Genomic DNA, 23,881 nt, shown 5'->3' on the forward strand with positions numbered 1-23,881 from the left:
CGTCAACTGCGCAGTTGCTTGAGTTTGCGGTACAGGGTCGCGCGACTGATACCTAAGGCATCGGCCGCCGCCGTTACATTGCCCTGGTGCCGCTCCAGTGCGCCGCGGATCAATTCCACTTCATTCTCACGAATGCTGCCCGGTGGCGGGCTGCTGCCGTTGAGCTCTTCCAGCAGACAATCGGTCAGGTGCTCGAGGCCCAGCACCTGCTCATCGGTTTCACGCATGGCCAGGGCCGAGCGCAGGACCATTTCCAACTGACGGATGTTGCCCGGCCAATCGAAGTTTTCCAGTAGCTCGCTCAGGTCCTTGTCCAGGCGCACACTTTCAGCGCCGAACTTGCGCATCAGGCTGGCAATCACTGCCGTGAGGTCATCGCGGTCGCGCAGCGCTGGCAGGCGCAGGCTGACACCGTTGACCCGGTAGTAAAGGTCTTCACGGAAATGCTTGTCGAGTACCAGGCGCTTGAGGTCGCGGTGAGTGGCGCAAATGATCGCCACATCGATGTCCTGCTCGTCGCCCGCACCGAGCGGCGCCACCCGACGCTCCTGCAGTACCCGCAACAGGCGCGCCTGCAACGCCAGCGGCATGTCGCCAATCTCGTCAAGGAACAAGGTGCCGCCGTGGGCCTGCATCAAGCGCCCAACCATGCCGCCGCGCCGTGAGCCGGTAAAGGCCCCCTCGCGGTAGCCGAACAGTTCCGATTCGATCAGCCCTTCGGGAATGGCCGCACAGTTTACCGCGACAAAGGCCTTGCCCGAGCGTGGACCCGCTTGATGCAAGGCCCGCGCAACCACTTCCTTGCCGGTACCGGTCTCACCCAATAGCAGCACCGGCAAGTCATTGCTCAAGCCTTGGCGGGCCATGCGCAAGGCGCGGGCGAAGCGCAGGTCGTTACCGGCCAGCGCCTCGAGCTCGGCACCTTTCTGTGGGGCCGCAGGCTTGCTGGTGACGGGAACCGAATTCAGGCTAGAATGGCGCGGCAGGTGAACGGTGCGGAAGAAAAACTCGCCCTTGGCAGTCTGCACGCTGCTGATGCCGCCTTGCCACAAACGCGCCATGAATGCCGCCGAACGCTCGCCCATCAGCTCACTGCAGCAGCGCCCGACCAGTTCCTGGCGCGGCACCTGCAACAACGCACAGGCCTGGTCATTGGCAGCCAATACCTCGCCCGCCAGGCTCAGCGCCAGCAGGCCATGCCAGGCACTGCCAAGGTATTGCGCACGGCTGTGGAAGGTCAGCACCAACTGCTCAGGGTAGCGCTGGCCGAACATACGGCTTTCGATATTGCCGGCCGCCAGCAGCAGGGTCGAGAGGTTGTCCTGAGGTTGGGCCATGACCCCTTCACGGGTCAGGTCGAGCACACCGATCACCTCGCCTTGCGGATCGCGCAGCGGTACCGAGGTACAGGAGAATGGACTGAGACGGTCGAGGTAGTGTTCGCCACAGTTGATCAGCGTCGGGCGCCCTTCGACCACTGCGGTGCCGATGGCGTTGGTGCCGCGCAGCGATTCGCTCCAGCAGGCACCTGGGTGAAGGTCGCGCAGGCCGGATTGACGCAGCACATCGGTGGGGCCATCGATTGCCAGGACGTTGGCCTCGGCATCGCCAAGAATAATGATGCCGCCTTTGCCCTGGCGACCGACCAGGTATTCAAGTTCAGGGGTGGCAGCGTCGATCAGCAGACGGTTGCTTTCCAGCAACGCCTTCAGATCGGCGGCCTGGGACATCTCACGGTGTTCGCCTTCCAGGCAGTTCAAGCCGTAGCCAAGGCTGCGCCGCCAGGACGCATCGATTTCCTCGCGCAGCATGCCCTGCGGCAGTTCACCGTCGTGAACCAGTTTAAGACGAGCCTGACGAGACTCGTGGAGCGGATCAGCAGCGTTTGTTATTGGTATATATCGCGCCATTTGAAACTCCGGGACTGCCAGATGTCATGGACTTCTGGCAGTTTGCTTGAGCTTTGTCCCGTCGTCACCTGCTTGTGCCGACAGCCTCGTCAGGCAGAGTGGCACAAGGTTCCGCTTACGTAAAGGTAACAAAGGGCAACGTATGCAGCTATTAGCGAGTACCCTCCTTAAGACCGAGCAATTGCCATTCCCAGCGCAGACCCTGGCCAAAACCGCCACCCAGCTCAGCAAAGAGCTTGGCAACGTCGCCTGCAGTTTCTTCGCGCGACCAGTCCCGCTGCAATTCGCTCAGATAGACCGCGGCAGTGATGGGTTTAGCGCCTGACTGTACCATGTGCTGGACGCCACGCTCATGACCCTCCTCGCTCCCACCGCCGGAAGCATCGGTGACGATGTAAACGTCATATCCAGCAGCCAAGGTGCTCTGCACGGCGAGGTTCAAACAAACTTCGGTCCACAGCCCGGCAATTACCAGCTTGGTCTTGCCAGTCTTCTCGACCTAGTTGCGTACCCGCTCATCGTCCCAGGAGTTCAGGCCGGTACGGTCAATCGGCTGCTGCTCGGGGAACACCGCCTGTACTTCCTGGAAAAGCAGAAGCCGCTTTCAAACTGTCGATAGTGCGCTCAACGCCCCCTATTTCAGAACGATAGACATGCAGGACCTCAACGATCTCTATTTATTTGCTCAAGCTGTCGAGCACGGTGGTTTCACGCCAGCCGGCCGGGCACTCGATATACCAAAGTCAACACTCAGTCGACGAGTCGCGGGCTTGGAAAAGCGTCTGGGTGTACGCCTCATTCAGCGCTCGACACGTCATTTTTCGGTGACCGAAATCGGCCACGAATACCATCGTCATTGCCTGGCCATGCTCGTCGAAGCGGAAAGCGCAGACGAAGTTGTCGAGCGACATCGTTCCATACCGCAAGGCATTGTGCGCTTGAGCTGTCCCACCGCGCTGCTCAGTGCCTGGGTGGGCCCAATGCTGGCCGAATTCATGGCCCAGTACCCGCTTGTTGAGTTGCAGGTAGAAAGCACTAACCGATCGGTCGACTTGATCCAGGAAGGTATGGACCTGGCACTCAGGGTTCGCTTTCCACCCTTGGAAAACAGTGAGCTGGTTATGAAAACACTGGGTGAGAGTCGCCAGGTTTTGGTGGCCGCCAGCGAGTTACGTGCACGCTTGCCAAAACGCCCAACGCCGCTGCAAGTAGCATCCCTCCCTACCCTGCATTGGGGATCTCAACAACGCGAGTATCACTGGGAAATCGAGGGGTCGGGTCGGATCGGATACTGACCCTCATTCGTCACCAGCCACGCTACATCACTGAGGATCTGATGGCGCTGCGCGCGGCAGCATTGGTGGGTATCGGGGTAACGCAACTGCCGGAGGTGGTCGTGCGTGACGACATCGCCCAGGGTCGACTGGTCAATGTGCTACCCGAGTGGGCGCCTCGTGCGGGAATCGTTCATGTTGTATTCCCTTCCCGCCGAGGCTTGCTGCCTTCCGTGCGCTCTTTAATTGACTTTCTGGAAAAGCGCTTCGCTCAAAGCACCCTGAGCTGAAAAGGGTGTTTTGAGTCGATGGGACTGAGAAGTCAGTCCACGCGTTCCACGGCCGGTAACCGATAGCTTCCATCCAGCACTGAGGAGGCGGGGCCGTAGAAGCGCATGGTCAAATTGAAATCACCTTCAGGCGCCGGCAGCCAGTTGCTGGTGTCCGCAGGCCGGTCTTTTTGAATGACCACGGTCAACGTGCCATCGGCATCGGGTTTGACCCCCTCGGTTAGGTTACCAATACTGTAGCGACCGAATGTGTTTTCAACGAATAGCATGTCAGGTCCAAATAGCGACAGATTCCAGAACAATGACACCGGCGGCTGCTGGTCTTTTGCAAATCGCAGCTCGTACTTGTGCTGGCCGCTCAGCGTGGCGCCTTGTGCATCTACTTGGGTATTGGGATAAACGACCTCTTCTGCGAACTGGGCACCTAAAACATGCTTTGCTTGCGCCGCACGCAAGGCAAAATCGTAACCGGCCCGACCACCTGAGAAGGTATAGCGCCAGCCGTTGTTGATTTCGCCCACGTTGTTCCAGCGTTGGACGACAATCTGTTCACCCATTTTCGCGGCGCGAGCCAGGCCTCGCTGAGTCGCTTCGTCCAGCGATTGCCAGGCGAAGCCCTTGGCGACACTCAAACCTATCAGGTTGAAGGTACCCAGCAACGCATCGTCTCGATCGCCACTGAGTGGAAGATATTGTTGCATCGCATAGCCCAGTTGGTCGAAGAAGCGCAAGCCTTCTGGCGCTGAGGCAATGAATGCTGGTGTAAGTGTCGGTTTGGCAGGTTGAGACTGCAACCCTTCACGCAGGTAGGCCGATAGTGGTAGAACCTGGAAGCCTTTCTGAACCTCTACCGCCGCAGCGACGTCCTTCTCGCCCTTAGCCAGGACACGCACTGCAACAATGCCTTTGTGGGTGCGCACAGGCACTTGAATCATCCCGCTCGGCACTTGACCACGAAAGCCCGGCCCCGTGATCAAGTAGTTGCCGGGTTGAGGGCCTTTAATGCCGCCGACATTGAAACTCACTTCGTCGAACATGTCGCCAACCTGCACCAAGTACCATCGGGGCGTTGTCAGTGCAGGTATGTGAACAACGACCGGTTCTTCAGCCAGATACAAATGCCCATAGGCATCAATCGTAGCGTTATTGGGGGTAACCACGAAACGGTCTTTGGCGGTTTTCAAGCTTGTGTATTTACGCAAACTGTTGGCGCCCACAGCGCTGATTTTTTGCGCTTTCTCACCCGAATTCAGATAGTGATACAGCGGATAGCCCCACAGGTATGCTTGTATTCCCAAGGCGTAGGCTTGCTCTTCACGCGCCTGTGCCGCCGACACACTGGCCGACCCTTGGTTCTCGACCACTGAGGCATAGCCGTGAGCAGGCCCCAGCAGCATCAGGCCAAGACTCAAGGCTATCGCGAGTTTTGACTTCGTCATTGGTGTTCTCCGTGAAAGTTAAACCAGCACACGTCGTTGAGTCGCAACCGACACCGCCGCTCGCTTCTGGCGCGTACGCTGAAAATATCCATCCGATAACAGAAAGTGCGACATCGCAGGAATCAGCACCAGTGCGCCAACCATGTTGAGCACAAACATGAACGTCAGCAGAATGCCCATATCTGCCTGGAACTTGATCGGCGACCAGGCCCAGGTCACGACCCCAGCTGCAAGGGTCAGGCCGACCAACGCCACTACCCGACCGGTGAAGTCGACCGAGTGCCGATAAGCCTCGCGTAAGCCCTGTCCTGCCCGCTGTTGTACCAACTGCACGCTGACCAAATACAACGCGTAGTCCACCCCGATTCCCACGCCCAGGGCGATCACCGGCAAGGTGGCCACTTTTACCCCCATGCCAAGCATGACCATCAGCGCTTCACAGAGGATCGAGGTGATTACCAGCGGCACCACCGCGACCACCACTGCCCGCCAACTGCGGAACGCGATGTAGCACAGCACGATGACCGCTCCATACACGAAAAACAGCATACTGCGGTTGGCTTCGCGCACCACGATATTGGTGGCCGCTTCGATCCCGGCGCTGCCGGCCGCCAGGAGGAACTGACGCTCGTCACTGTTGTGAGCTGCGGCGAAGCCTTCGCTAGCTTTGACGACACCGTCGAGGGTCGCTGCCTTGTGATCGGTAAGGTAAGCCACCACCGGTATCACCGAGCAGTCTTCGTTGAACAACTCAGGGTTGTTTGCCGCAGCTGTACGTGCTGCGTAATTGATCACTGCCTGGTCGGGGGACAAGGTCAGCCACTTGTTATTGCCCTCGAAGGAGCCCGCGGTAATACGGCGGGCCGCGTCGGCAAAGGAGCTGGTGGTCTGGACCCCTGGTGTGTTCTGTAACGTCCAGCTAAGTCGATCGATCTCCACTAAGGTTGGGTAACTCAGGCAGCCGTCTGGACCGGCCTTTACGATGACCGCGAAGAGGTCGCTGGACAGAGCGTAATGACTGGTGATGTACGCGTTATCAAGGTTATAGCGCGCATCGCGGCGCAACTCGGGCGCACCCGGATCCAGGTCACCGATCTTCAACTGCAGGCTCAGAGCAAAGCCCACCGCCGCCAGGGTAAACCACACACCAATTGAGGCAATGGCCCAGGGGCGCGAGGTAAAGCGCTCAAGGAGTGCCCACGTAGCCGACTCCCTGCCGTCTCGGCGCAACGCACGTTGTGCCGCCTCGGGCCGCACCCCCGAATACGACAGCATCACCGGCAGTAAGATGAGGTTGGTGAACACCAGCACAGCCACGCCGATGCTGGCGGTGATCGCCAAGTCTTGAATCACCGGTATATCAATGAAGATCAGAACAGCAAAGCCCACGGCATCAGCCAGCAATGCGGTGAGTCCGGCCAGGAACAGGCGTCGGAACGTATAACGCGCCGCCACCAGCTTGTGCGTACCTCGGCCGATGTCTTGCATGATGCCGTTCATTTTCTGCGCACCGTGGGATACACCGATGGCGAAGATCAGAAAGGGTACCAAGATGGAATAAGGATCAAGCTCATATCCTAGTGCCCGCACCAGGCCCAATTGCCAAACAACTGCGACCAACGAGCAGCCCAATACCAGCAAGGTGCTACGCACGCAGCGGGTGTAAGCGTAAATGATCAATGCTGCGATTAAGGCTGCCGCGAGGAAGTAACTCATTACCTCCAGTACGCCATCGAGCAGCTCACCCATCACTTTGGCGAAACCAACGATGTGCAGGCGCACCGGTGCAGTACCCGGTTCTGCCCCTTGTTCATATTTATGTCGAATCGACTCCAGGGCTTGGGAGAACTGGCGATAGTCCAAGGCAAGGCCCGTCGCCGGATCACGCTCAAGCAACGGCACGAAAATCATGCTCGACTTGAAGTCGCCGGCCACAAGGCTGCCTTGCAACTGCGCTCGCGCAATGTTCTGACGCAAGCTGTCAATGGCGCTAGCTGAGCCATCGTAGTTGTCCGGCATCACCGGGCCACCGGAATACCCTTCCTCGGTTACTTCATTCCAGCGCACTGCCGGCATCCACAATGACTTGACCCAGGCGCGGTCGACACCTGGGGTCAAGAACAGCTCATCATTTATCCGACGCAATGTTTCCAGGTATCGGGGGTCGAAGATATCGCCCTGCGGGTTTTCTACCACCACACGCAGGGTATTGCCCAAGCCCCGCAAATCATTGCGATGCTCCAGGTAGTTACGGATATAAGCCTGCCCTTGCGGGATGGTTTTTTCGAAGCTGGCGTTGAGCACCAGCTTGGTTGCTGAATACGCCAGCACGACGCTGACCAGGCTGCAAAAGAGAATCACCAACAGCCGGTGGTTGAAGATCAACCGCTCTAGCCGGTTGCCTGAATGGGCATCGAACTCATCCAGTGTCTTTACCACAGGCATGTCATTGATGTTACTGGTACCAGTAGCCACGGCAGTCTCCACATTCTTGTTATTTAACCTGGCGCACGCCACGCAAACCGACCAGGCTCAGGCCGGCCTCCCCCGCATCGGCGACGGCAAAGTACGGTGCAGGCTGCTCCAGGGAACGGCGCGTGAACGTGCGTCCCTGGTCGTGACTCTGCAGCAGATCACCGGCCAGGCTAACCAGCACTATCGAGCCATCGGCACGGACAGTCCCCGCAGACAAACTGCTACTCAAGCCTGTCTCAGCCTTTTGCCAGCTCTGCCCTTGATCGGTGCTGCGATACGCCGTGCCACGCAAGCCGATGGCGAGAATCAGCTGCGGCGTACCGACCAAGTTGAAGTAGCTGCCCTTGTAGGGTGTGGTCACCCCTTCAAAGTGTTGCTTCGCCGGGTTCAGGCGTAACAGCAGCCCCTGCTCCCCGGCTATGTACACGCCACCGGCCGCTGGGCGGATGGCATAGAGGTGTAGTGCCTGCGGATTTTGGGTACGTGACGACCAGTTGCTCCAGCTTTTGCCACCGTCTTCTGTACGCAGAATCAGGTTGAACGCACCGATCACAAAGCCGTTCTGAGCGCTCTCGAACCACACGTCCAGCAGCGGGAAATCGCTGCTGCCTTGCGTCGGCAACGCCAGTGCGTTGGTCTCTTGCCCCTGTTGACGCAACAGTGCCCCGATCGCCAGGCCGTCGAGCTGCTTTTCCCAACGGCGACCACCATCCCGGCTATGCAGAACCACGCCCTGATGCCCCACCGCCCAGCCCAGTAATGGCGTAGTGAAGTACACCGCGGTCAGGTCGGTACTGCTTGGAGACTGTGCTTGCTGCCAGTTTTTACCAAAGTCTTCGCTGTACAGTATGGTGCCACGCAGCCCGACGGCCACCAGGCGATCTCCTGCGCGCACCACCGCATTGAGAGGTGCATGAGCGGCCAGCGCGCTAGGCATCGGCGGCACATTCAGAGGGTCGCGAAACGTAGGTTGTGCCAGCGCGGGCAGACAACTGAGGGCGGCCACGACTATCACTGGCCGAATCCATTGTTCGAACATGGCAAAAATCCTTGTCGAAGTAAGCAGACACCTTGTACGGCCAGTTGCAGTACAAGGTGTCTGGCTGTTGCTTAGCGAATGCCGCTTCCGGCCAGTGAGTCCGGCGACCAGAAATTGTCAGGCTGATGTTCGGCAACGATGCGCAGGCCATTGCTGCCCGGCCAGAGATTGATGTAGTAGCTGCCGCCTATCAGGTCATAGTGGCCCGAGGTGTAGCTGGAAAATGCCTGTACGTCGTAGCTCTGGGTCGGGTAGTTGAAGCCGACTCGCCAAAGACTGTCGCGGGCATCGTATTGATCGACGGCCAGTGGCGACCAGCTGTCTTCGTCCAGGTAGAACTCACGCTTCTTATAGACGTGTCGAGCACCCGGCTTGAGTGTCGCCTCCACGACCCACACCCGATGCAGCTCCCAACGCACCATGTCGGGGTTGATGTGATTGGCCTTGAAGACCGCCTTGGGGTCGTTGGCATACACCATCCGGTAGGTGTTGTAGGGCACATACAACTCTTTTTTACCTACCAGTTTGAAGTCGAAACGGTCCTGTTTGCCGTTAAACAAACCGACGTCGTCCATGGTCGCCATTCCTGAGGTGGTGGTGTTAGGCGTGTCATAGGCGAGGTCAGGTGCCAGCTTGACGCGTCGTTGCCCTGGCAGATACTGATAGGCGCGACGTTCAGCCTGCTCGTAGTTGGCGGGCTCCAGAATCATCAACGACTCCCCTGCCCGCCGCGCCGGCCCGTTGTAATCGGCACGGGTGCGCTGCAACAGATTGCTACCTTGCTTGGCGTTGTTGTAGTACTCGGACTCGACCAAGAAGCGCCCTTGAGTGGAAATAGCCAACTGGCCGGCGGACGTCACGTTAAAAGCAGTGAACTTACGAAAGTCCATGGTATCGCCGTTGTATCGCATCAACATGTTCCACATCGCTTCGTTGCCATTTTGCGGTATCGGGAACGGCGTACTGGCATGCACTCCAGAGACCGAAGTGCCCCCAGCCTCCAGCTTGGCCTTGCCGGCATTGTTGATGGTGTTGTCCTGCACCCACTGCGGATACGCCGCCGTGCGGTGAGTGGGGTATACATCAACGCGAAAACTGGGATAGCGCTTGATCAACGCGATGGTGCCGGCGGTGAGCTTGCTCGCATACTGATCGACATTGCTTTGATCGATCGACAGGAGCGGCTTCTCGTTGGCGAACGGATCAGGTCGGACAAATGTGTTTTTATCGAAGCCCGCCGGGGCGGTGGTCAGCCCACCGGTATAAGCGGGGATGCTGCCGTCCTGATTAGCGCTTTTCTCAGCACCGACTGCGGTCAGGCTTTTGCCCAACTGACTGTAGTCAGGTGCGGCAACGGCGATGCTGCTGGACAGCGTCAACAGACTAGCCACCAGTACTTTATGTGATGTTTTCATCGGTTTTTCCTCGCCACTTAAATGGTGGTCTTGAAGGTGAAGGTGATGAGCCCGCGATCCTTGAGAATGGCGGATGTGCCGTTGGCGACGCTCACCACGCCATTGGCGCCCTTGTCGACATCACCGAAGAAGTCCACGTACTTGAGGTCAAAGCGGTACTGCGACAGGTAATCCAGACCAACGCCAACTGCATAACTGCCGGTGTCTTCGTTGCCGCCCAGGGTTACCGCTGAGTTACCGTGCAGCCCCTGGGAGTAACTCAGCGGCAACGACAGGTCGGCCCCCGGAAATACCTGATACCAGGTCGGGGTGAAATTCAGCCCCATGGCGAGGGCATTCTTGTCGGGCTTGTCGAGTGCGGTGTAGCTGTCGTTGCCCTTGAACAGGGCTTTGTTATCGGTCACTGCAGTCCAGGTGTTCCAGGTCAGTTCGGCGGCATAGGCCGCTGAATCGAACAACGCTGTATCACCTAAAGTGCCGACGGCGTTGATCAGGCCATGGGCGGTGTTGCCACGAGCCCCGGGAGTGTCCTCAGGCAGGGCGCCAGCCGGAAGCCCGGCGATGTTGCTGACAAGTGGCATGTTGGTGCGATAGTTGAGGTCGACACCGATACTCAAGCCGCCGAGCATGGTTGAAAGGCTCACGCCATACAGGTCAACATCGTCTCCATAGGCCAGGCCAAAAGTACGCGTGGAGGCTTGCAGGTAGACCTGGGGAAGCTTGTCGGTGAAGTTGCGGTAGTAAAAACCCAAGGTGCCGTCCAGCCACTGTGGGCGCCAGCGCGCGGCCACGCCGTAGTCACCGTGTTTTTCTTTGATGATGTCCGAACCGCGCAGAAAGCGCACACCCGGTACGCCGGGTACTACCACCAGGCTTTCAGCGCCTTCGTTGACGATGTCCTGAGCACCAAAGTAAGTCCCCGCCTCTGGCATCTGCATCCGCTCCCAGTCGAAGAAATACTGGGCGGCCAGGGACAGCTCAGGCGTCAGTTGCACCTGGGTGGAGACCTGCGGTTGCGGCCGGTAAAGCTCCTTGGCTTCGATGCCAGGCGAAGCCTGCGCCTTGCCCAGGTCCAAGGGGTTCTGGCTGTAAGACACGCCATGAACTGCCCCACCGGTGAGCAATGCTTCGCCCCACGCCAGTGAATGCTGACCCAGCTTGCCGTTGATCTGCATATCAGCCAGGTCAGTCTGGCCAAAAACGAAGGCATCGAGGATCTCACCTGAGGGCCCGTTGTAATAGCGGTCTGCGTATCGGCTCAGGCCCAATGCAGGCTGATTGTTGTTGCGATGGTTGGAGGTGGCGACGTTATCGTTGTCGAGGTTTTCGTAGGCTTGGTCATACCACGCTGCGGCACTGACCCTGGCGCCATAGCGCTGGTTGAAGACAATATCGGCTTCGCTGAGCAGGTCCAGTCGATTGGTGACTACACCGCGCTCGAAGTTACGATTACCGTCATCGAAGTTGGGGTTGCCAAGGATCGAGTTGTCCTGTGATTCGACTCGATATCCCAGGTTGTAACGGATGGTGTTATCCCAACGCAGTTGTACATCCGGGTTACCCGTGTCGATGGCAACAGCACTGGCAGTTTGCAACAACCCCGAGGACATGGCGGCGACAGCGATACCGAGGGCAGCCTTTGGCAAGCGGCTTTCTCGCACCCACAAATGAGCGGACTTCATTACCCCTCCATCTTGTGCAAAGCACTTTCTTATTCATTGTTTGGATTGGTTCAGCTACGGGACAGACCGCCCAGCGGTGTACCGTGTCTCCAGCCTACGGACTCGCTGTACTGCTGAAACCACCCACTAGCGGCAGGTGGGGCCCAGCCAGTATTGGGTGGGATGCCACCCCACCCATGGTCCACGTTGTTGCCGACACCTGTTTGCACCTGGAAAGCGCGCACAAACAACAACGCCACCCGCCTGGAACAAGACGGGTGGCGTTTGAGTGTTTGGAGAAGCGGGTTAACTTGCGAGCATCACGAGGTCGTACGTAACCGAACGATGGCCGCGGCGGCTTGACTTATGCTTGGACGCGAAAGCGGCCCAAGCTGCAACGAAACCAATGGGCTGCGACCAGCACCGGCGGCATTGACCCAGGCGGCGTGTCGCTCCACACGCTCGATGGCACTCTGGGCAAAAAACAGTGCCATGTTCGATTCGGTTTCACAGTCCTGGCCACTTTGGGCCAGGACAAGACCGTGATGACACATCAGCCGCGCCGATTCCACCTGAGTAATCATCTCAGCAAGGTGTAGGGTGACCAGCCGCTCGGTTGGCGCAGCACCAGGCTTTGCACGCTCTGCCAGGAATGCATCGAGAATCGCTTGGCCTTGAGCGACCCGACTGATGCCTTCATGCAGACGGACAAAGTTCATCAGTTTGCGGGTAAGCGCAGATTCCTGCCCAACCCTCCCAAGGCAGAAGCCTTGGTTGACGCGTGTCGCCGTGATCTGAGCCCGCGCAACGTTGCTCTCCAGGCGAATACCGCGAGTTTCGAAGCGATCCCGGCGGCGATCAAGCAATAACAAGCAGGCGTCCTGGTTTTCGACCTCGACGCTGCTGATCAGAAAGCTTGCCCAGAGGCCGCTGGCTACCTCATCAATATTACCGTCGAGGATAAAATCGGCGTCTACACGCTGCGCCCGCAGTCCGTGCCCCTCGCCAGCCAGTACAGGCCCCAGACCTGCAATGCAGCGCCCTGCCAACAAATCTGGCAAGTATTGCGGGCACAAAGCAGGTTGCTCCATCAGTACCTCAGCCGCCAGCATATTGATCAACACTACACTGGCGAGCTCAACACTGCCTTTGACCAACTCTTCAAACAGGCGCGCCTGGATGACCCAGTCCATGCCGGAGCCGCCAAAAGCCTTGGGCACAGCCAATCCTGGCAAGCCGAATTCGGCTACCGCCTGGGTATAGTCCAACAATTGTTCACGCGATGCAGGTCCAAAGCGCAGCAACGCCTGGTGAGGCGTTACTTCCTGCTGCACAAAAGTACGCATGCTGTCGATTGACAGTTGCTGAATGTCCGTAAGTAGTGGAATCTTCAACTTGAGCTCTTGAGCGACGATGAAAACAGCAAGATAGCCGAAAAAGCCGGCCGAAAAGCCCACCCTTATTGGGGTGGGAAAGGTTGGATCAGGTGCCCCATACTGCCAATAACAAGAACAATAGAACTTAGATCATCAATGAAGTCGACTTCCCTTCTGGTCACCACCAAATTTGCCCCTCCGCGCGTATCCCTCAACAGCATCCTGCGCGAAGACCTGGCAACCCAGCTACAGCACGCCCAGTACAGCAAAGTTATTCTGGTATGCGGTGGCGCAGGCTTTGGCAAAACGACTGTGCTTGCCCAATGGCGCCAGGACCTGATCAAGCAAGGTGTTTGTGTGGGATGGCTGTCGCTAACACTGGAGGATGGCGCGTTCGCGTTGTTCTGCGCGAGCCTCATCGGCGCGTTGCAGCAAGTCGGCCTGCCGCTGGCCGATGACCTGTTGTTGTTGGGGGATAGCGATGACAGCGACGACCTGCTGTCACTGGCCTCGGTGTTGATCAACGCGGTAGCGCAACTTGATAACGAGCTGTACTTGATGCTCGATGATTTTCATCAGGTGAACTCACCGCGTGCCAATCAATTGGTTCAAGCATTGATCGACAATGCGCCGGCAAATTTGCATTTCGTCATTGCTTCACGCGTTGCTCCGTCATTACTTCTGGGCCGTCTACGCGCCATGGGGCAGTTGTGCGAGATCACAGGCAACGAGCTGTCCTTCAACTTTCGTGAATCGCTGGCGTTTCTCAAAGCTCATCTGGACGCGGAAATCGACTTGGAGGCAGCCCATTCGATACACGCTCAAACCGATGGCTGGCCGATAGGCCTGCAGTTAATGGCTATTTCCTTGAAGTCGGTACCACGCAAGCGCTCAAACTCGGGAGTGCTGGCGACAAACAGCGCCGACCTCAGCGCCTATCTGTCCGAGGACGTGATAGCCAACCTGCCCGAGGGCCTGATCGAATTTCTCCAACAAATTTCCATCCTACGGCGCTTCAATGCTGACCTCGCCGCCCATTTGAGCGGCTGCAACGAGGCTGCCCAGCATATCGCCAACATCGAAGCGCTGAACTTGTTCGTGCTTCCTGTGGACATGGAAGACCGCTACCAGTGGTACCGCCTGCATCCTATGTTCGCCGAATTCTTGCTGCAGAAGTTGCAGCATAGCGGTGCCGACGTCCGTGCCCTCCATCAGCGAGCGGCGCATTGGTTTGCCAGTCAGGATCTGGTCATTGAAGCCCTTCGTCATGCGTTGCTTAGCGAAGACTTCGATACCGTTGTTCAACTGCTAGAGCACTCTCTACAGCCATTGACCAATATCCGTCACCTTGGCACGTTTTTGCGCTGGATCGAAAAAGTACCCATCGCCCTACTCCCTCAACACCCGCGCTTGGCGCTATTCGGCGCTTGGGGCTATGCCTTGAGCGCACGCCTTGAACAGAGTGAGCGTTGGCTCACATTGCTTGAACGCTCGACCCAGGACCCGAAATACGCCATCCATGCCTGTCTGGTCAAAGCGATGATTGCCGGGCAACAAGATGACTCGGAACGCAGCTTGCTGGCCATCGATGCATTGACCGACACGCCGTTGCGCAATCCTATGCTGGAAAACTTCCGGCTAGGGCTGGTGATCGGTAATCAGGCGATGCTCGGCAACTACGCTCTGGCCCGCGCAACATTCCGTACGCTCAACCTCGCCAGTACCGATGAGCCAGCGTTGATCGCGCGTAGCTCAATGGCCGTGGCGGCATTTCTGGAAGGTAAGATTCTTGAGGCCGAACGTCATGCCGCGCCTATGTTGTCCCTGGCTGAAGCAGCCCATGGTCGACGCTCCATCACCGCCTGCACATGCGCGGCAATATTGGCTGAGGTGCAATACGAGCAAAATCGTATTGATGATGCTCGCGAAATACTGGTCAATCGCCTGGACATGCTCAGCTTTTCCGTGCCCGCCTGCAGCTACAGCGCCGCACTGGTTCACGCCCGCCTACAGCTGTTGCAGGAAACGCCACGGGCTGCACTGGACTACCTGGACAAGAGAGCCGACCATTTCCGGGCTCGTCGACTCGACCGCGGCATTGCCTTGATGCTCGCTGAGCAGATACGGATCGAGGTGCTTGGTGAAGAATGGAAGCATGGAGACTGGCGACATGGTCAGATGTTGCAGAGTGAACTTGATGAGCTTGCTTCACATCATCAGGGGGAAAAAGCCCGAGATCGTGAAATCGTTGCCGCTGCAGCACTTTCGCGTGCGCGCCTGGCCCGGGCCAGTCAACTGCCCGAGCAGGGACTGGTAGCACTTGAAAACGTGTTCTGCATCGGCCAGGCGCTAGGCAGAGGCACGTTACTGGTCAAGGCCAATCTACTCAAAGCCCAGGCCCTTACCGATCTTGGCCGGGATAACGAGGCTCGCAGTTGTCTGATTCAGGTGCTGCAAGATAGCTATTCCCTCGGCCTGTTTCGCACGTTACTCGACGAAGGTGACGATGCTTGTGTGCTGTTAGCCAATCTCAAGGATGTACCCGGTAAGGCACTCGAGGTCTTCCAGCAACAACTCAGCGCTCAGATCAGCGGCCAAATACCGAGCGCGACCTCCACTGCGACCGGTGTCAGCTCGGTGGCGGGTGATATCGCCCTCACCAATCGCGAGGAAGACATCCTTGCCCTGCTCGAACAGTCGATGCCCAACAAGCGTATTGCCCGGACTCTCAACATCAGCGATCAGACAGTCAAGTGGAATCTGCGCAATATTTTCATGAAGTTCGGTGTTTCCAGTCGCTATGAAGCGATCATCATCGCCCGCAAACGCGCGAACAGATCCGACACTCAATAAAGTCAGCCCTCCAGCTGGAGAATGCTGCAGGGCTGAACGGTGACTAGAGCTTGCGAGCGATCAGCTCTTTCATGAGTTCGTTGGTACCGCCGTAGATTCGCTGGATCCTGGCATCGGCGTACATGCGTGCGATTGGATACTCGTTCATGTAGCCATAACCGCCATAGCATTGCAGGCAATCATCGAGTACCTTGCATTGCTGCTCCGAGCACCACCATTTGGCCATGTACGCCGCTTCGGGGTCGAGCGTCCCATCGAGCAGACGTTGCGTGCAGTCGTTGACGAAGCTGCGCACGATATGAGCAATGGTCGCGCATTCGGCGAGTTTAAAACGAGTGTTCTGGAAGTCGAAAATGCTTTGACCGAAGGCTTTGCGTTCGCGAGTGTACTCCACGGTGTGCTCAACGGCGCGCTCGATTACCGCTGCCGCGGCGACAGCAACGATCAATCGCTCCCAGGGCAACTCACTCATCATCTGTGCAAAGCCCAGGCCTTCGACGCCACCAATCAGATTTTCCACCGGTACCTTGACGTCGTCGAAGAACAATTCACAGGTATCAGCGGACTTCTGTCCCATTTTGTCCAGTACCCGCCCCACCCGGAAACCCGGCGGTGGGTTGTCGACCTCTACCACCAGCAACGACACGCCCTTGGCTCCCAAGCCAGGATCGGTCTTGCAGGCGACCACGATCAGCTGCGCGGTGGAGCCGTTGGTGATAAAGGTCTTGGACCCATTCAGCACATAGTGGTCACCCTGGCGCTGGGCGTGGGTGCGCAACGTCTTCAGGTCCGAGCCGCAACCGGGCTCGGTCATGGCTATAGCCGTCAGCCATTCACCACTGGCGAGCTTGGGCAACCAGCGCTGGCGTTGCGTTTCGGTACCGTAGGTCAGCAGGTAATGGGCGACTATTGAATGCACCGAGTGCTTCATCGGCATTTCGGCCCGCGCCAACTCATCGACCACCACCAGTTGATAGGCCAATGAAACGCCCGCACCGCCATACTGTTCCGGGATTTCCGGGAGCATCATGCCGAGCTCGCCCAGCTCGCGCCAGATAGGCCGATCGATGTAACCCTGCCTGCGCCACTTTTCAGCTTGCGGCAGCATTCGTTCTTCAGCAAAGCGCCGGACCTGCTGGCGGAACATCGCCAGTTCATCAGTCATCCACGGGTGCCGATTCAATTGCACAGTCATCGCGATACCTTCATAGAGTCAAACAGGAGCGGTGCGTTAGCGCCCGCAGTAAACCGGCGCGCGTTTTTCCAGGAAGGCGTTGATGGCTTCCTTGTGGTCTGCGCTATAGAAGTTTTCCTTCTCCAGCGCCAGCGAGGTATCGAGCACAAGGTTGACCGTGTCGCGCAGGATTTTATTGACCGACGCCTTGCTCGCGGCGATGGCCAAACGCGGACCGTCAGCCAGTCGGCGGGCCAGCACCGTCGCGTGTTCAAGCACCTGATCGTCGGCAAGCACCTGGTTGACCAGGCCAATGCGCTCAGCCTCGGTGGCCGTCAGACTGTCGCCGGTAAACAGGTATTGTTTCGCGCGCGCCGGCCCGACCAGCCAGGGCCAAATCGCCGCACCGCCATCGCCTGCCGCCACGCCGATGCGCACATGCGGGTCCGCGATTTTTGCCGATTCGGCAACGATAATGATGTCGCAGAAAAGCGCCAGCGTGGCCCCCAAGCCGGCGGCATGACCATTTACGGCGGCAATGATGGGCTGAGGCAGCTCCAAAAGGTCGATGATCAGCTTACGTGCCTCGCGAAACAGCTTGTCGACGCCTGCAGGGGTGATATCGCGAAACCAGCTAAGGTCGCCCCCGCCACAAAAGCCGCGCCCTTCCCCGGTCAGCACCACAGCATGTACCTCTGGGTCCGCAGCGATATCGGCGAACACTTGCGACAGCTCCTGGTGCAGACCGGCATTGATCGCATTCATTGCGTCAGGCCGATTCAGGTGCAAGGTCATCACGCCCTTGTCCAAGGCGAATTTTATGAACTCATAATGTGCGTACTTCATGGAACCTCCGCAGGCTCTGCAAGGGATTAGGCGGTTACGCCGCCATCGACAACAAAATGCGCGCCGGTTACGTAGGAGGCGCTATCCGATGCAAGCCACAGGACCATTTCGGCCTGCTCAAAAGGCTCACCCATTCGACGCAAAGGAACGCGCTTCAGCGCAAGTTCCAATGTGCGGGCGTCAAATTCAGATTCAGGCCCGGTCGTCATGGGGGTGGTGACGTACCCCGGGCACAGGGCATTGATGCGCACGCCATGCTTGCCGTACTCCAACGCCGCACTCCTGGTGAGGCCGATCACACCGTGCTTCGAGGCGCTGTACGCGCAAGCACCTGGGGTACCCTGCAATCCCATGATCGAGGCGGTGTTGATAATCGAACCACCCTGGCCTTTCATGGCCCGCAACTGGTGCACCATGCAGTTGAAGACGCCAGTCAGATTGACGTCCAGCACCAACCGCCATTGTTCCAGCGGTTGCGCGTCGGTGATTGCTGGCGTGCCACTGACTCCAGCATTGTTGAAGGCAATATCAAGTTGACCAAATCGTGCCAGCGTCGCTGCCACCAGGGCTGCGCACTGCTCATCACTGCGCACATCCAAGGGCTGAAAAAATGCCTGCCCCCCCACCTGTTCGATCAAATCGACGACTGCTTGACCTGCAAGCACATCAGTGTCTGCGACCACCACGCGAGCGCCTTCATCGGCGAACAATCGGGCAGTCGCCTTGCCAATACCAGATGCGCCACCAGTAACAATGGCCACTTTGCCTTCCAATACTTTCATAAAAGCTCCCGAATCGAATGAATGTGCAACGTAGCGCCGGTTTACGCGGTGGCTCCGCCATCGACGGTGAACTGTGCTCCCGTCACATATGAGGACTTGTCCGATGCCAGCCACAACGCCATGACTGCCAATTCTTCCGGCGCAGCCTGACGACGCAGCGGCGCGTTGTGCGTTGCCATCTCGATCATCCTGCTGTTGAAACCACTGTCCGCCCCTTGAGTCATGGGCGTTGCAACCAGCCCTGGGCACAAGGCATTGATGCGAATACCGTACTTGCCATATTCCAGCGCAGCGCTTTTGGTCAGCCCGATGACTCCATGTTTGGAGGCGCAGTAAGCAGCAGTACCAGGCGTTCCAGTCTGGCCAGCGATCGAAGCGGTATTGATGATTGAACCGCCCCGCTCTTTCATTGCCTGCAACTCAGGCACCATGCAGTTGAATACCCCTGTCAGGTTGACCTCGAGCACTCGCTGCCATTGCTCAAGGGTCTGCTCTTCCAAAAGCACCGGGGGCACAAAGATCCCGGCGTTGTTGAAGGCGATGTCAAGGCGTCCATAACGCGTCAGGGCTGCGTCGACCAGTGCGGCGCAGTCTTCTTCACGGCATACATTCAGGTATTGGAAACAGGCTTGACCACCTTGCTGGGTGATTTGCTCGACCAATTCCATCCCAGCGTCCACGGCCATATCGGCAACCACAACACGAGCACCTTCTCTGGCAAACAGCTGAGCGGTAACACGGCCGATACCTGATGCTCCGCCAGTAATGATCGCTACCTTGTTGCGTAGAAGAGTCATAGAAGCTCCAAAAGTAGGTTGCGCTGGCTGCCGGCCCGGCAAAGGCCCACAGCCACAGCGCTCATAGGCGATCAAGGTTATTACAGCCACCTCTGGCGCCTAACCACCCACTTCGTATGGGCCTTGATAGTCCTCTGCACTGATGAGCACCCCACCCATCCTGATCAGGTTACTCAACCTCACTGTTGAGCCAGAGTTGAACCATGTGCGGCACCCTTTGCCGCTGGCGCCTCGCCCGTCTTTTCTGGCGAAGCAACCTCAACTGAGCGTGGAGATTGAGATGTCGCAGAAAACCTATGTGGCCGGTGTCGGCATGATTCCTTTCGTGAAACCGGGCACCAGCGGCACCTATATCGAGATGGGCTCCGAAGCGGTAAACCTCGCCCTCAAGGACGCGGGAATCACCTATGACCTGATCGAGCAGGCGTACGCCGGTTATGTGTATGGCGACTCCACGTGCGGCCAGGCAGCGCTGTACAAGGTCGGGCTAACCGGTATCCCAGTCATCAATGTCAACAACAACTGCTCGACCGGCTCCAGCGCACTTTTCCTGGCACGCCAGGCGGTGGAAAGCGGCGCAGTCGAATGCGCGCTGGCCGTGGGTTTTGAACAGATGCAGGCCGGTGCGCTCAAGAGTCACTGGGACGATCGCCCAGGTCCAATGGGCCAAAGTATTGCCATCGTCGACCACCTCGCGAGCGACGCTGCCGAATTGCCAATGGCGCTGAAAATGTTCGGCGGCGCAGGCCGTGAGCACATGGAAAGGTACGGCACCCAACTGAGCACCTTCGCCGCTATCCGCGCCAAGGCCAGCCGCCATGCTGCCAACAACCCCTTGGCGATGTTTCGCAAAGTGGTGACTACCGAAGACGTCATGAACGATCAGGTGATCTGGCCAGGCGTCATGACGCGACTGATGGCCTGCCCGCCGACCTGCGGCGCCGCTGCTGCCGTTGTCTGCACTGAAGCGTTCGCCAAGAAGCATGGCCTGCGTCGCGATGTAGTTATCCTGGCCCAGTCGCTGACCACCGATAAACCGATTGCATTCGAGCCACCGTCGATGATCCAGATGGTTGGCTTTGACATGGCCCAGCGCGCAGCGCAGCAGGTTTACGAGAAAGCTGGCATTGGTCCTGGCGACATTCGTGTGGCCGAGCTGCACGACTGCTTCGCCCATAACGAACTGCTCACGTATGAATCCTTGGGGCTGTGTCCCGTAGGCGAGGCGGAGCAATTCGTCCTCGATGGCGACAACACCTATGGCGGTCGGGTTGTCACCAACCCGTCCGGCGGTTTGCTCTCCAAAGGCCATCCGTTGGGCGCCACAGGCCTGGCGCAGTGCTACGAGTTGACCCACCAACTACGCGGCACCGCCGCAGCACGCCAGGTTGAAGGCGTGAACTTTGCGCTGCAACACAATCTCGGCCTGGGCGGCGCCTGCATCGTCACCCTGTTCGGCCGTAATTGATAACTGACCCGCGCCGCTCGCGCGGCGCGTATTTGTGACCCAAGACAGGAAGCACCTGATATGGCAGACAAGAGTCTGATCGGCCGTTCCCTCGGCGTGACCACCGCCGAAGTCGAAAAAGGCCGCTTGCGGTTCTTCGCCAAGGCCATTGGCGAAACTGATCCGATCTACACCGATGAGGAGGCAGCCAAAGCCGCGGGTTACCGCTCTCTGCCGGTACCGCCAACCTTCCTGATGTGCCTGGGTGGCGAAGGGCGGGACCTGGACGAGCAGTTGAACATTTACGGCTTTGACCTGGGCCGTATCCTGCACGCCGAACAAGAGTTCATCTATCACCGGCCGGCCGTCGCGGGAGACACACTGACCTTCGATAGCAAGATCGTCGATGTCTACGAGAAAAAAGGTGGCGCCTTGCAGTTCGTGGTCAGTGAGATCCGTGTCACCAACCAGGATGGCGAGCATATTGCCGACGTCCGTTGCTCGCTCGTACAGCGCTAAGGAGCCCCCGATGACTGCTGCCGTTCAATACTCCGATATCCAGGTTGGCGACGAGATTCCCCTGCTCAAACTGCAACCTGTGAACCGCACCACACTGGCTCTGTACTGCGGGGCTTCGGGCGATCACAACCCAATTCACATCGACATCGACTTCGCCCGCAAGGCGCGTATGCCCGATGTGTTTGCCCACGGGATGCTCTCGGCTGCCTACCTGGGGCGCTTGCTGACCAATTGGGTGCCACAACAGCAAGTGCGCAAGCTGGCCATTCGTTTCACCGGCATTACTCAACTGGGTCATGTCCCCACTTGCACTGGCAAGGTCACCGAAAAATTTGAAAAGGATGGTGAAAAGCTCGTTCGCCTGGCCATCCGCTGCAGCAATCAATACGGCGAAGAAAAGCTCGCCGGTGAAGCCATCATCGCCCTGGCTTAAATCCCCACAAAAATAACAATCTACAGGAATAAAAGATGAAAAAGCTCGAAGGTAAAGTCGCTCTGGTTACCGGTTCCGGTCGCGGTATCGGCCGCAGTGTTGCCCTGCAGTTGGCCGCTTATGGCGCCCGTGTCGTGGTCAATGATCTGGATGCAGGCCCTGCCGAAGAAGTCGTCGCTGAGATCCGCAACGCTGGCGGCGAAGCTGTGGCCTGTGTAGGCAGTGTCACCGCCGTCGATTTTGCTGACCGCTTTGTCCAAACCGCGGTGCAGAACTTTGGCGCTATCGATATCATCATAAACAACGCCGGCTACACCTGGGACAACGTCATCCAGAAGATGACCGATGAGCAGTGGTACGCGATTGTCGACTGCCACCTGACCGCGCCGTTCCGCATTTTGCGCGCTGCACAACCGATCATCAGCGCCCAAGCAAAGAAAGAAGCTGCCGAAGGTAAGGAAGTGTTCCGCAAGGTGGTCAACATCTCCTCGGTAGCCGCTGGCGGTAACGCCGGACAGACCAACTACTCGTCCGCCAAGGCCGGTATTTTGGGTATGACCAAGACCCTGTCGCGCGAGTGGGGCCGGATGAAAGTCTGTGTCAACGCAGTAGCCTTCGGTTTCATTGATACCCGCCTGACTCAGGCGCTGGCCGGTACCGAGAGCAAAACCGTGAACATCGAAGGCCGCGAGATCAAAGTCGGCGTTCAACAGGCGATGATCGACGGCGCCAGCCAGAATATCCCGTTGGGCCGTCCGGGTACCGCTGAAGAGGCCGCAGGCTCGGTAGTGATGCTGTGCCTGCCAGAAGCCAACTACGTCTCGGGTCAGACTTTGGTCTGTGGCGGCGGAATGGGCAGCCTCTAATAATCGCTGCTTTTGGCTCACGCCTGTTGCTGCATTGAACAGGCGTGATCGGGCATAGAATTACAAAAACAACCGAGGAATTTGCCATGTTGGAAAACTATCGCTCGCCGTGGATGACGGAAGACGTACAACCTTTCGCCGACAGTATTCGTCGCTTCGTCACTCAGACTCTGGCCCCACGCGAAGATAAATGGCGTGAGCAGCATCAGGCCGACCGCGAGTCATGGCTGGCGTGCGGTGAAATGGGCATGATTCTGCCTGATCTACCTGAAGAGTATGGCGGTGCGGGCGGCACGCCTGCCCACGTCGCCGCAGTGGTAAACGAGCTCAATTATGCCGGCGTGTCGGGTCTGGGCCTGACCATCAACCATATCGTCGGCCACTACATCCTTGATGACGGCACTGCGGCACAGAAGCAGTTCTGGTTGCCGAAGATTGCCTCCGGTGAAGTCATCTGTTCGGTCGCCATGACCGAGCCTGGCACAGGCTCTGACTTGCAGGCGGTGCGCACCCGCGCGGTGAAGCAAGGCGACCGCTATATCATCAATGGTGCCAAGACCTTCATTACCAATGGCCAGCTCAGTGACATGGTGGCTGTGGTCGCAAAGACTGACCAGAGTGCCGGCCCCAAAGGCATTTCGATCTTCCTGGTCGACACCTCGCTGCCTGGCTTTCGTCGCGGAAAATGCCTGGACAAGGTGGGCCTACAGTCTTCCGACACCTCGGAAATGTACTTTGATGACGTCGAAGTTACCGCCGACTGTTTGCTAGGCGGCGTCGAAGGCAAGGGTTTCTACACCCTGATGAAACAACTTCCGTACGAACGGGTGCAGATCGCCATGTGCGCAGCCGCACAGATGGAGCGAGCACTGGCGCTGACCCTGGATTACGTCAAGGAACGCACTGTATTTGGCAAAGCGGTTCTAGACTACCAGAACACCCGCTTCACCCTGGCTGACGTCAAGGCGACGGTGCTGGCATCGCGAACCTTCTGTGACCATCTGATCCAGCAATGGGTCGAAGGCAAGCTGGATTCGGCGACTGCCTCGATGGGCAAGTTCTGGCTGACCGAACGCAACAGCGAAGTCCTCGACCGCTGCCTGCAGTTCTTCGGTGGCTACGGCTACATGAACGAATACCCGATCGCCCGGATGTGGGCTGATGCCCGGGTGGCAAGAATCTACGGCGGCGCCAATGAAATCCAGCGGGAATTGGTTGGCCGCTCACTTTGAAATCTGTTTCTTGCCAGGGATGGCTTTCGGCATTGTTGTGCGTACCAGCGCCG

The 23,881-nt window shown here is 58.1% G+C and carries 17 protein-coding genes and 2 pseudogenes; 7 read left to right on the forward strand and 12 right to left on the reverse strand.

Annotated features, from left to right (window positions below; all coding sequences use genetic code 11):
- Positions 1-2 precede the first annotated feature (2 nt).
- Both D3Z90_RS13570 and D3Z90_RS13575 read right to left on the reverse strand, forming a co-directional pair.
- The gene (locus D3Z90_RS13570) at positions 3-1,910 is read right to left on the reverse strand and encodes a sigma-54-dependent Fis family transcriptional regulator (protein WP_136476345.1); all 1,908 of its coding nucleotides are present in this window, start codon (positions 1,908-1,910) and stop codon (positions 3-5) included.
- A 151-nt stretch (positions 1,911-2,061) separates the two neighbouring features.
- Positions 2,062-2,394 (reverse strand): annotated as a pseudogene (locus tag D3Z90_RS13575) (isochorismatase family protein); the annotation flags it as partial.
- Positions 2,395-2,563: 169 nt separating this feature from the next.
- On the opposite strand from D3Z90_RS13575, the pseudogene D3Z90_RS13580 reads away from it, so the two are divergent.
- Positions 2,564-3,474, forward strand: a pseudogene (locus D3Z90_RS13580) (LysR substrate-binding domain-containing protein).
- A gap of 32 nt (positions 3,475-3,506) precedes the next feature.
- Here the strand turns inward: D3Z90_RS13580 and D3Z90_RS13585 are convergent.
- From D3Z90_RS13585 to D3Z90_RS13610, 6 genes are all read right to left on the reverse strand, one after another.
- Entirely contained in the window at positions 3,507-4,913 is a 1,407-nt protein-coding gene (locus tag D3Z90_RS13585) for a DUF1254 domain-containing protein (protein ID WP_136476349.1), read from the reverse strand.
- An 18-nt stretch (positions 4,914-4,931) separates the two neighbouring features.
- A complete protein-coding gene (locus D3Z90_RS13590) occupies positions 4,932-7,358 on the reverse strand; it encodes an RND family transporter (protein ID WP_136478953.1) in 2,427 nt (808 codons plus the stop codon).
- A 49-nt stretch (positions 7,359-7,407) separates the two neighbouring features.
- Entirely contained in the window at positions 7,408-8,427 is a 1,020-nt protein-coding gene (locus tag D3Z90_RS13595) for a YCF48-related protein (protein WP_136476351.1), read from the reverse strand.
- 71 nt (positions 8,428-8,498) lie between these two features.
- Entirely contained in the window at positions 8,499-9,842 is a 1,344-nt protein-coding gene (locus tag D3Z90_RS13600; protein WP_136476353.1) for a DUF1329 domain-containing protein, read from the reverse strand.
- A gap of 17 nt (positions 9,843-9,859) precedes the next feature.
- Positions 9,860-11,524: a DUF1302 domain-containing protein gene (locus D3Z90_RS13605; RefSeq protein ID WP_136476355.1), complete on the reverse strand. Its 1,665-nt coding sequence runs from the start codon at positions 11,522-11,524 to the stop codon at positions 9,860-9,862.
- Positions 11,525-11,823: 299 nt separating this feature from the next.
- Positions 11,824-12,960, reverse strand: a complete 1,137-nt coding sequence (locus D3Z90_RS13610) for an acyl-CoA dehydrogenase family protein (RefSeq protein ID WP_256658201.1) — start codon at positions 12,958-12,960, stop codon at positions 11,824-11,826.
- Positions 12,961-13,035: 75 nt separating this feature from the next.
- On the opposite strand from D3Z90_RS13610, the gene D3Z90_RS13615 reads away from it, so the two are divergent.
- Positions 13,036-15,732 (forward strand): LuxR C-terminal-related transcriptional regulator, encoded by a 2,697-nt coding sequence (locus D3Z90_RS13615; protein WP_136476359.1) that lies wholly within the window; start codon positions 13,036-13,038, stop codon positions 15,730-15,732.
- Between the two features lie 43 nt (positions 15,733-15,775).
- Here D3Z90_RS13615 and D3Z90_RS13620 read toward each other — a convergent pair whose 3' ends face one another.
- Genes D3Z90_RS13620 through D3Z90_RS13635 form a run of 4 tightly spaced genes read right to left on the reverse strand, consistent with a single transcriptional unit; the run spans position 15,776 to position 19,331 of the window.
- Positions 15,776-16,927: an acyl-CoA dehydrogenase family protein gene (locus D3Z90_RS13620; protein WP_136476361.1), complete on the reverse strand. Its 1,152-nt coding sequence runs from the start codon at positions 16,925-16,927 to the stop codon at positions 15,776-15,778.
- 36 nt (positions 16,928-16,963) lie between these two features.
- Positions 16,964-17,752: an enoyl-CoA hydratase/isomerase family protein gene (locus D3Z90_RS13625; RefSeq protein WP_136476363.1), complete on the reverse strand. Its 789-nt coding sequence runs from the start codon at positions 17,750-17,752 to the stop codon at positions 16,964-16,966.
- Positions 17,753-17,778: 26 nt separating this feature from the next.
- Positions 17,779-18,534: an SDR family NAD(P)-dependent oxidoreductase gene (locus D3Z90_RS13630; protein WP_136476365.1), complete on the reverse strand. Its 756-nt coding sequence runs from the start codon at positions 18,532-18,534 to the stop codon at positions 17,779-17,781.
- 41 nt (positions 18,535-18,575) lie between these two features.
- The gene (locus D3Z90_RS13635) at positions 18,576-19,331 is read right to left on the reverse strand and encodes an SDR family NAD(P)-dependent oxidoreductase (protein WP_136476367.1); all 756 of its coding nucleotides are present in this window, start codon (positions 19,329-19,331) and stop codon (positions 18,576-18,578) included.
- 280 nt (positions 19,332-19,611) lie between these two features.
- On the opposite strand from D3Z90_RS13635, the gene D3Z90_RS13640 reads away from it, so the two are divergent.
- The 5 genes from D3Z90_RS13640 to D3Z90_RS13660 all read left to right on the forward strand — a co-directional run bounded on the left by D3Z90_RS13640 (position 19,612) and on the right by D3Z90_RS13660 (position 23,828).
- On the forward strand, positions 19,612-20,799 hold the full coding sequence (locus tag D3Z90_RS13640) for a lipid-transfer protein (protein WP_136476369.1): 1,188 nt from the start codon (positions 19,612-19,614) through the stop codon (positions 20,797-20,799).
- 60 nt (positions 20,800-20,859) lie between these two features.
- The gene (locus D3Z90_RS13645) at positions 20,860-21,297 is read left to right on the forward strand and encodes a MaoC family dehydratase N-terminal domain-containing protein (protein WP_136476371.1); all 438 of its coding nucleotides are present in this window, start codon (positions 20,860-20,862) and stop codon (positions 21,295-21,297) included.
- A gap of 10 nt (positions 21,298-21,307) precedes the next feature.
- A complete protein-coding gene (locus D3Z90_RS13650; RefSeq protein ID WP_136476373.1) occupies positions 21,308-21,730 on the forward strand; it encodes a MaoC family dehydratase in 423 nt (140 codons plus the stop codon).
- A gap of 35 nt (positions 21,731-21,765) precedes the next feature.
- Positions 21,766-22,596 (forward strand): SDR family NAD(P)-dependent oxidoreductase, encoded by an 831-nt coding sequence (locus D3Z90_RS13655; protein ID WP_136476375.1) that lies wholly within the window; start codon positions 21,766-21,768, stop codon positions 22,594-22,596.
- Positions 22,597-22,682: 86 nt separating this feature from the next.
- Positions 22,683-23,828, forward strand: a complete 1,146-nt coding sequence (locus tag D3Z90_RS13660; RefSeq protein ID WP_136476377.1) for an acyl-CoA dehydrogenase family protein — start codon at positions 22,683-22,685, stop codon at positions 23,826-23,828.
- Positions 23,829-23,881 lie beyond the last annotated feature (53 nt).

The organism is Pseudomonas sp. DG56-2, assembly GCF_004803755.1.
GTDB lineage: Bacteria > Pseudomonadota > Gammaproteobacteria > Pseudomonadales > Pseudomonadaceae > Aquipseudomonas > Aquipseudomonas auratipiscis.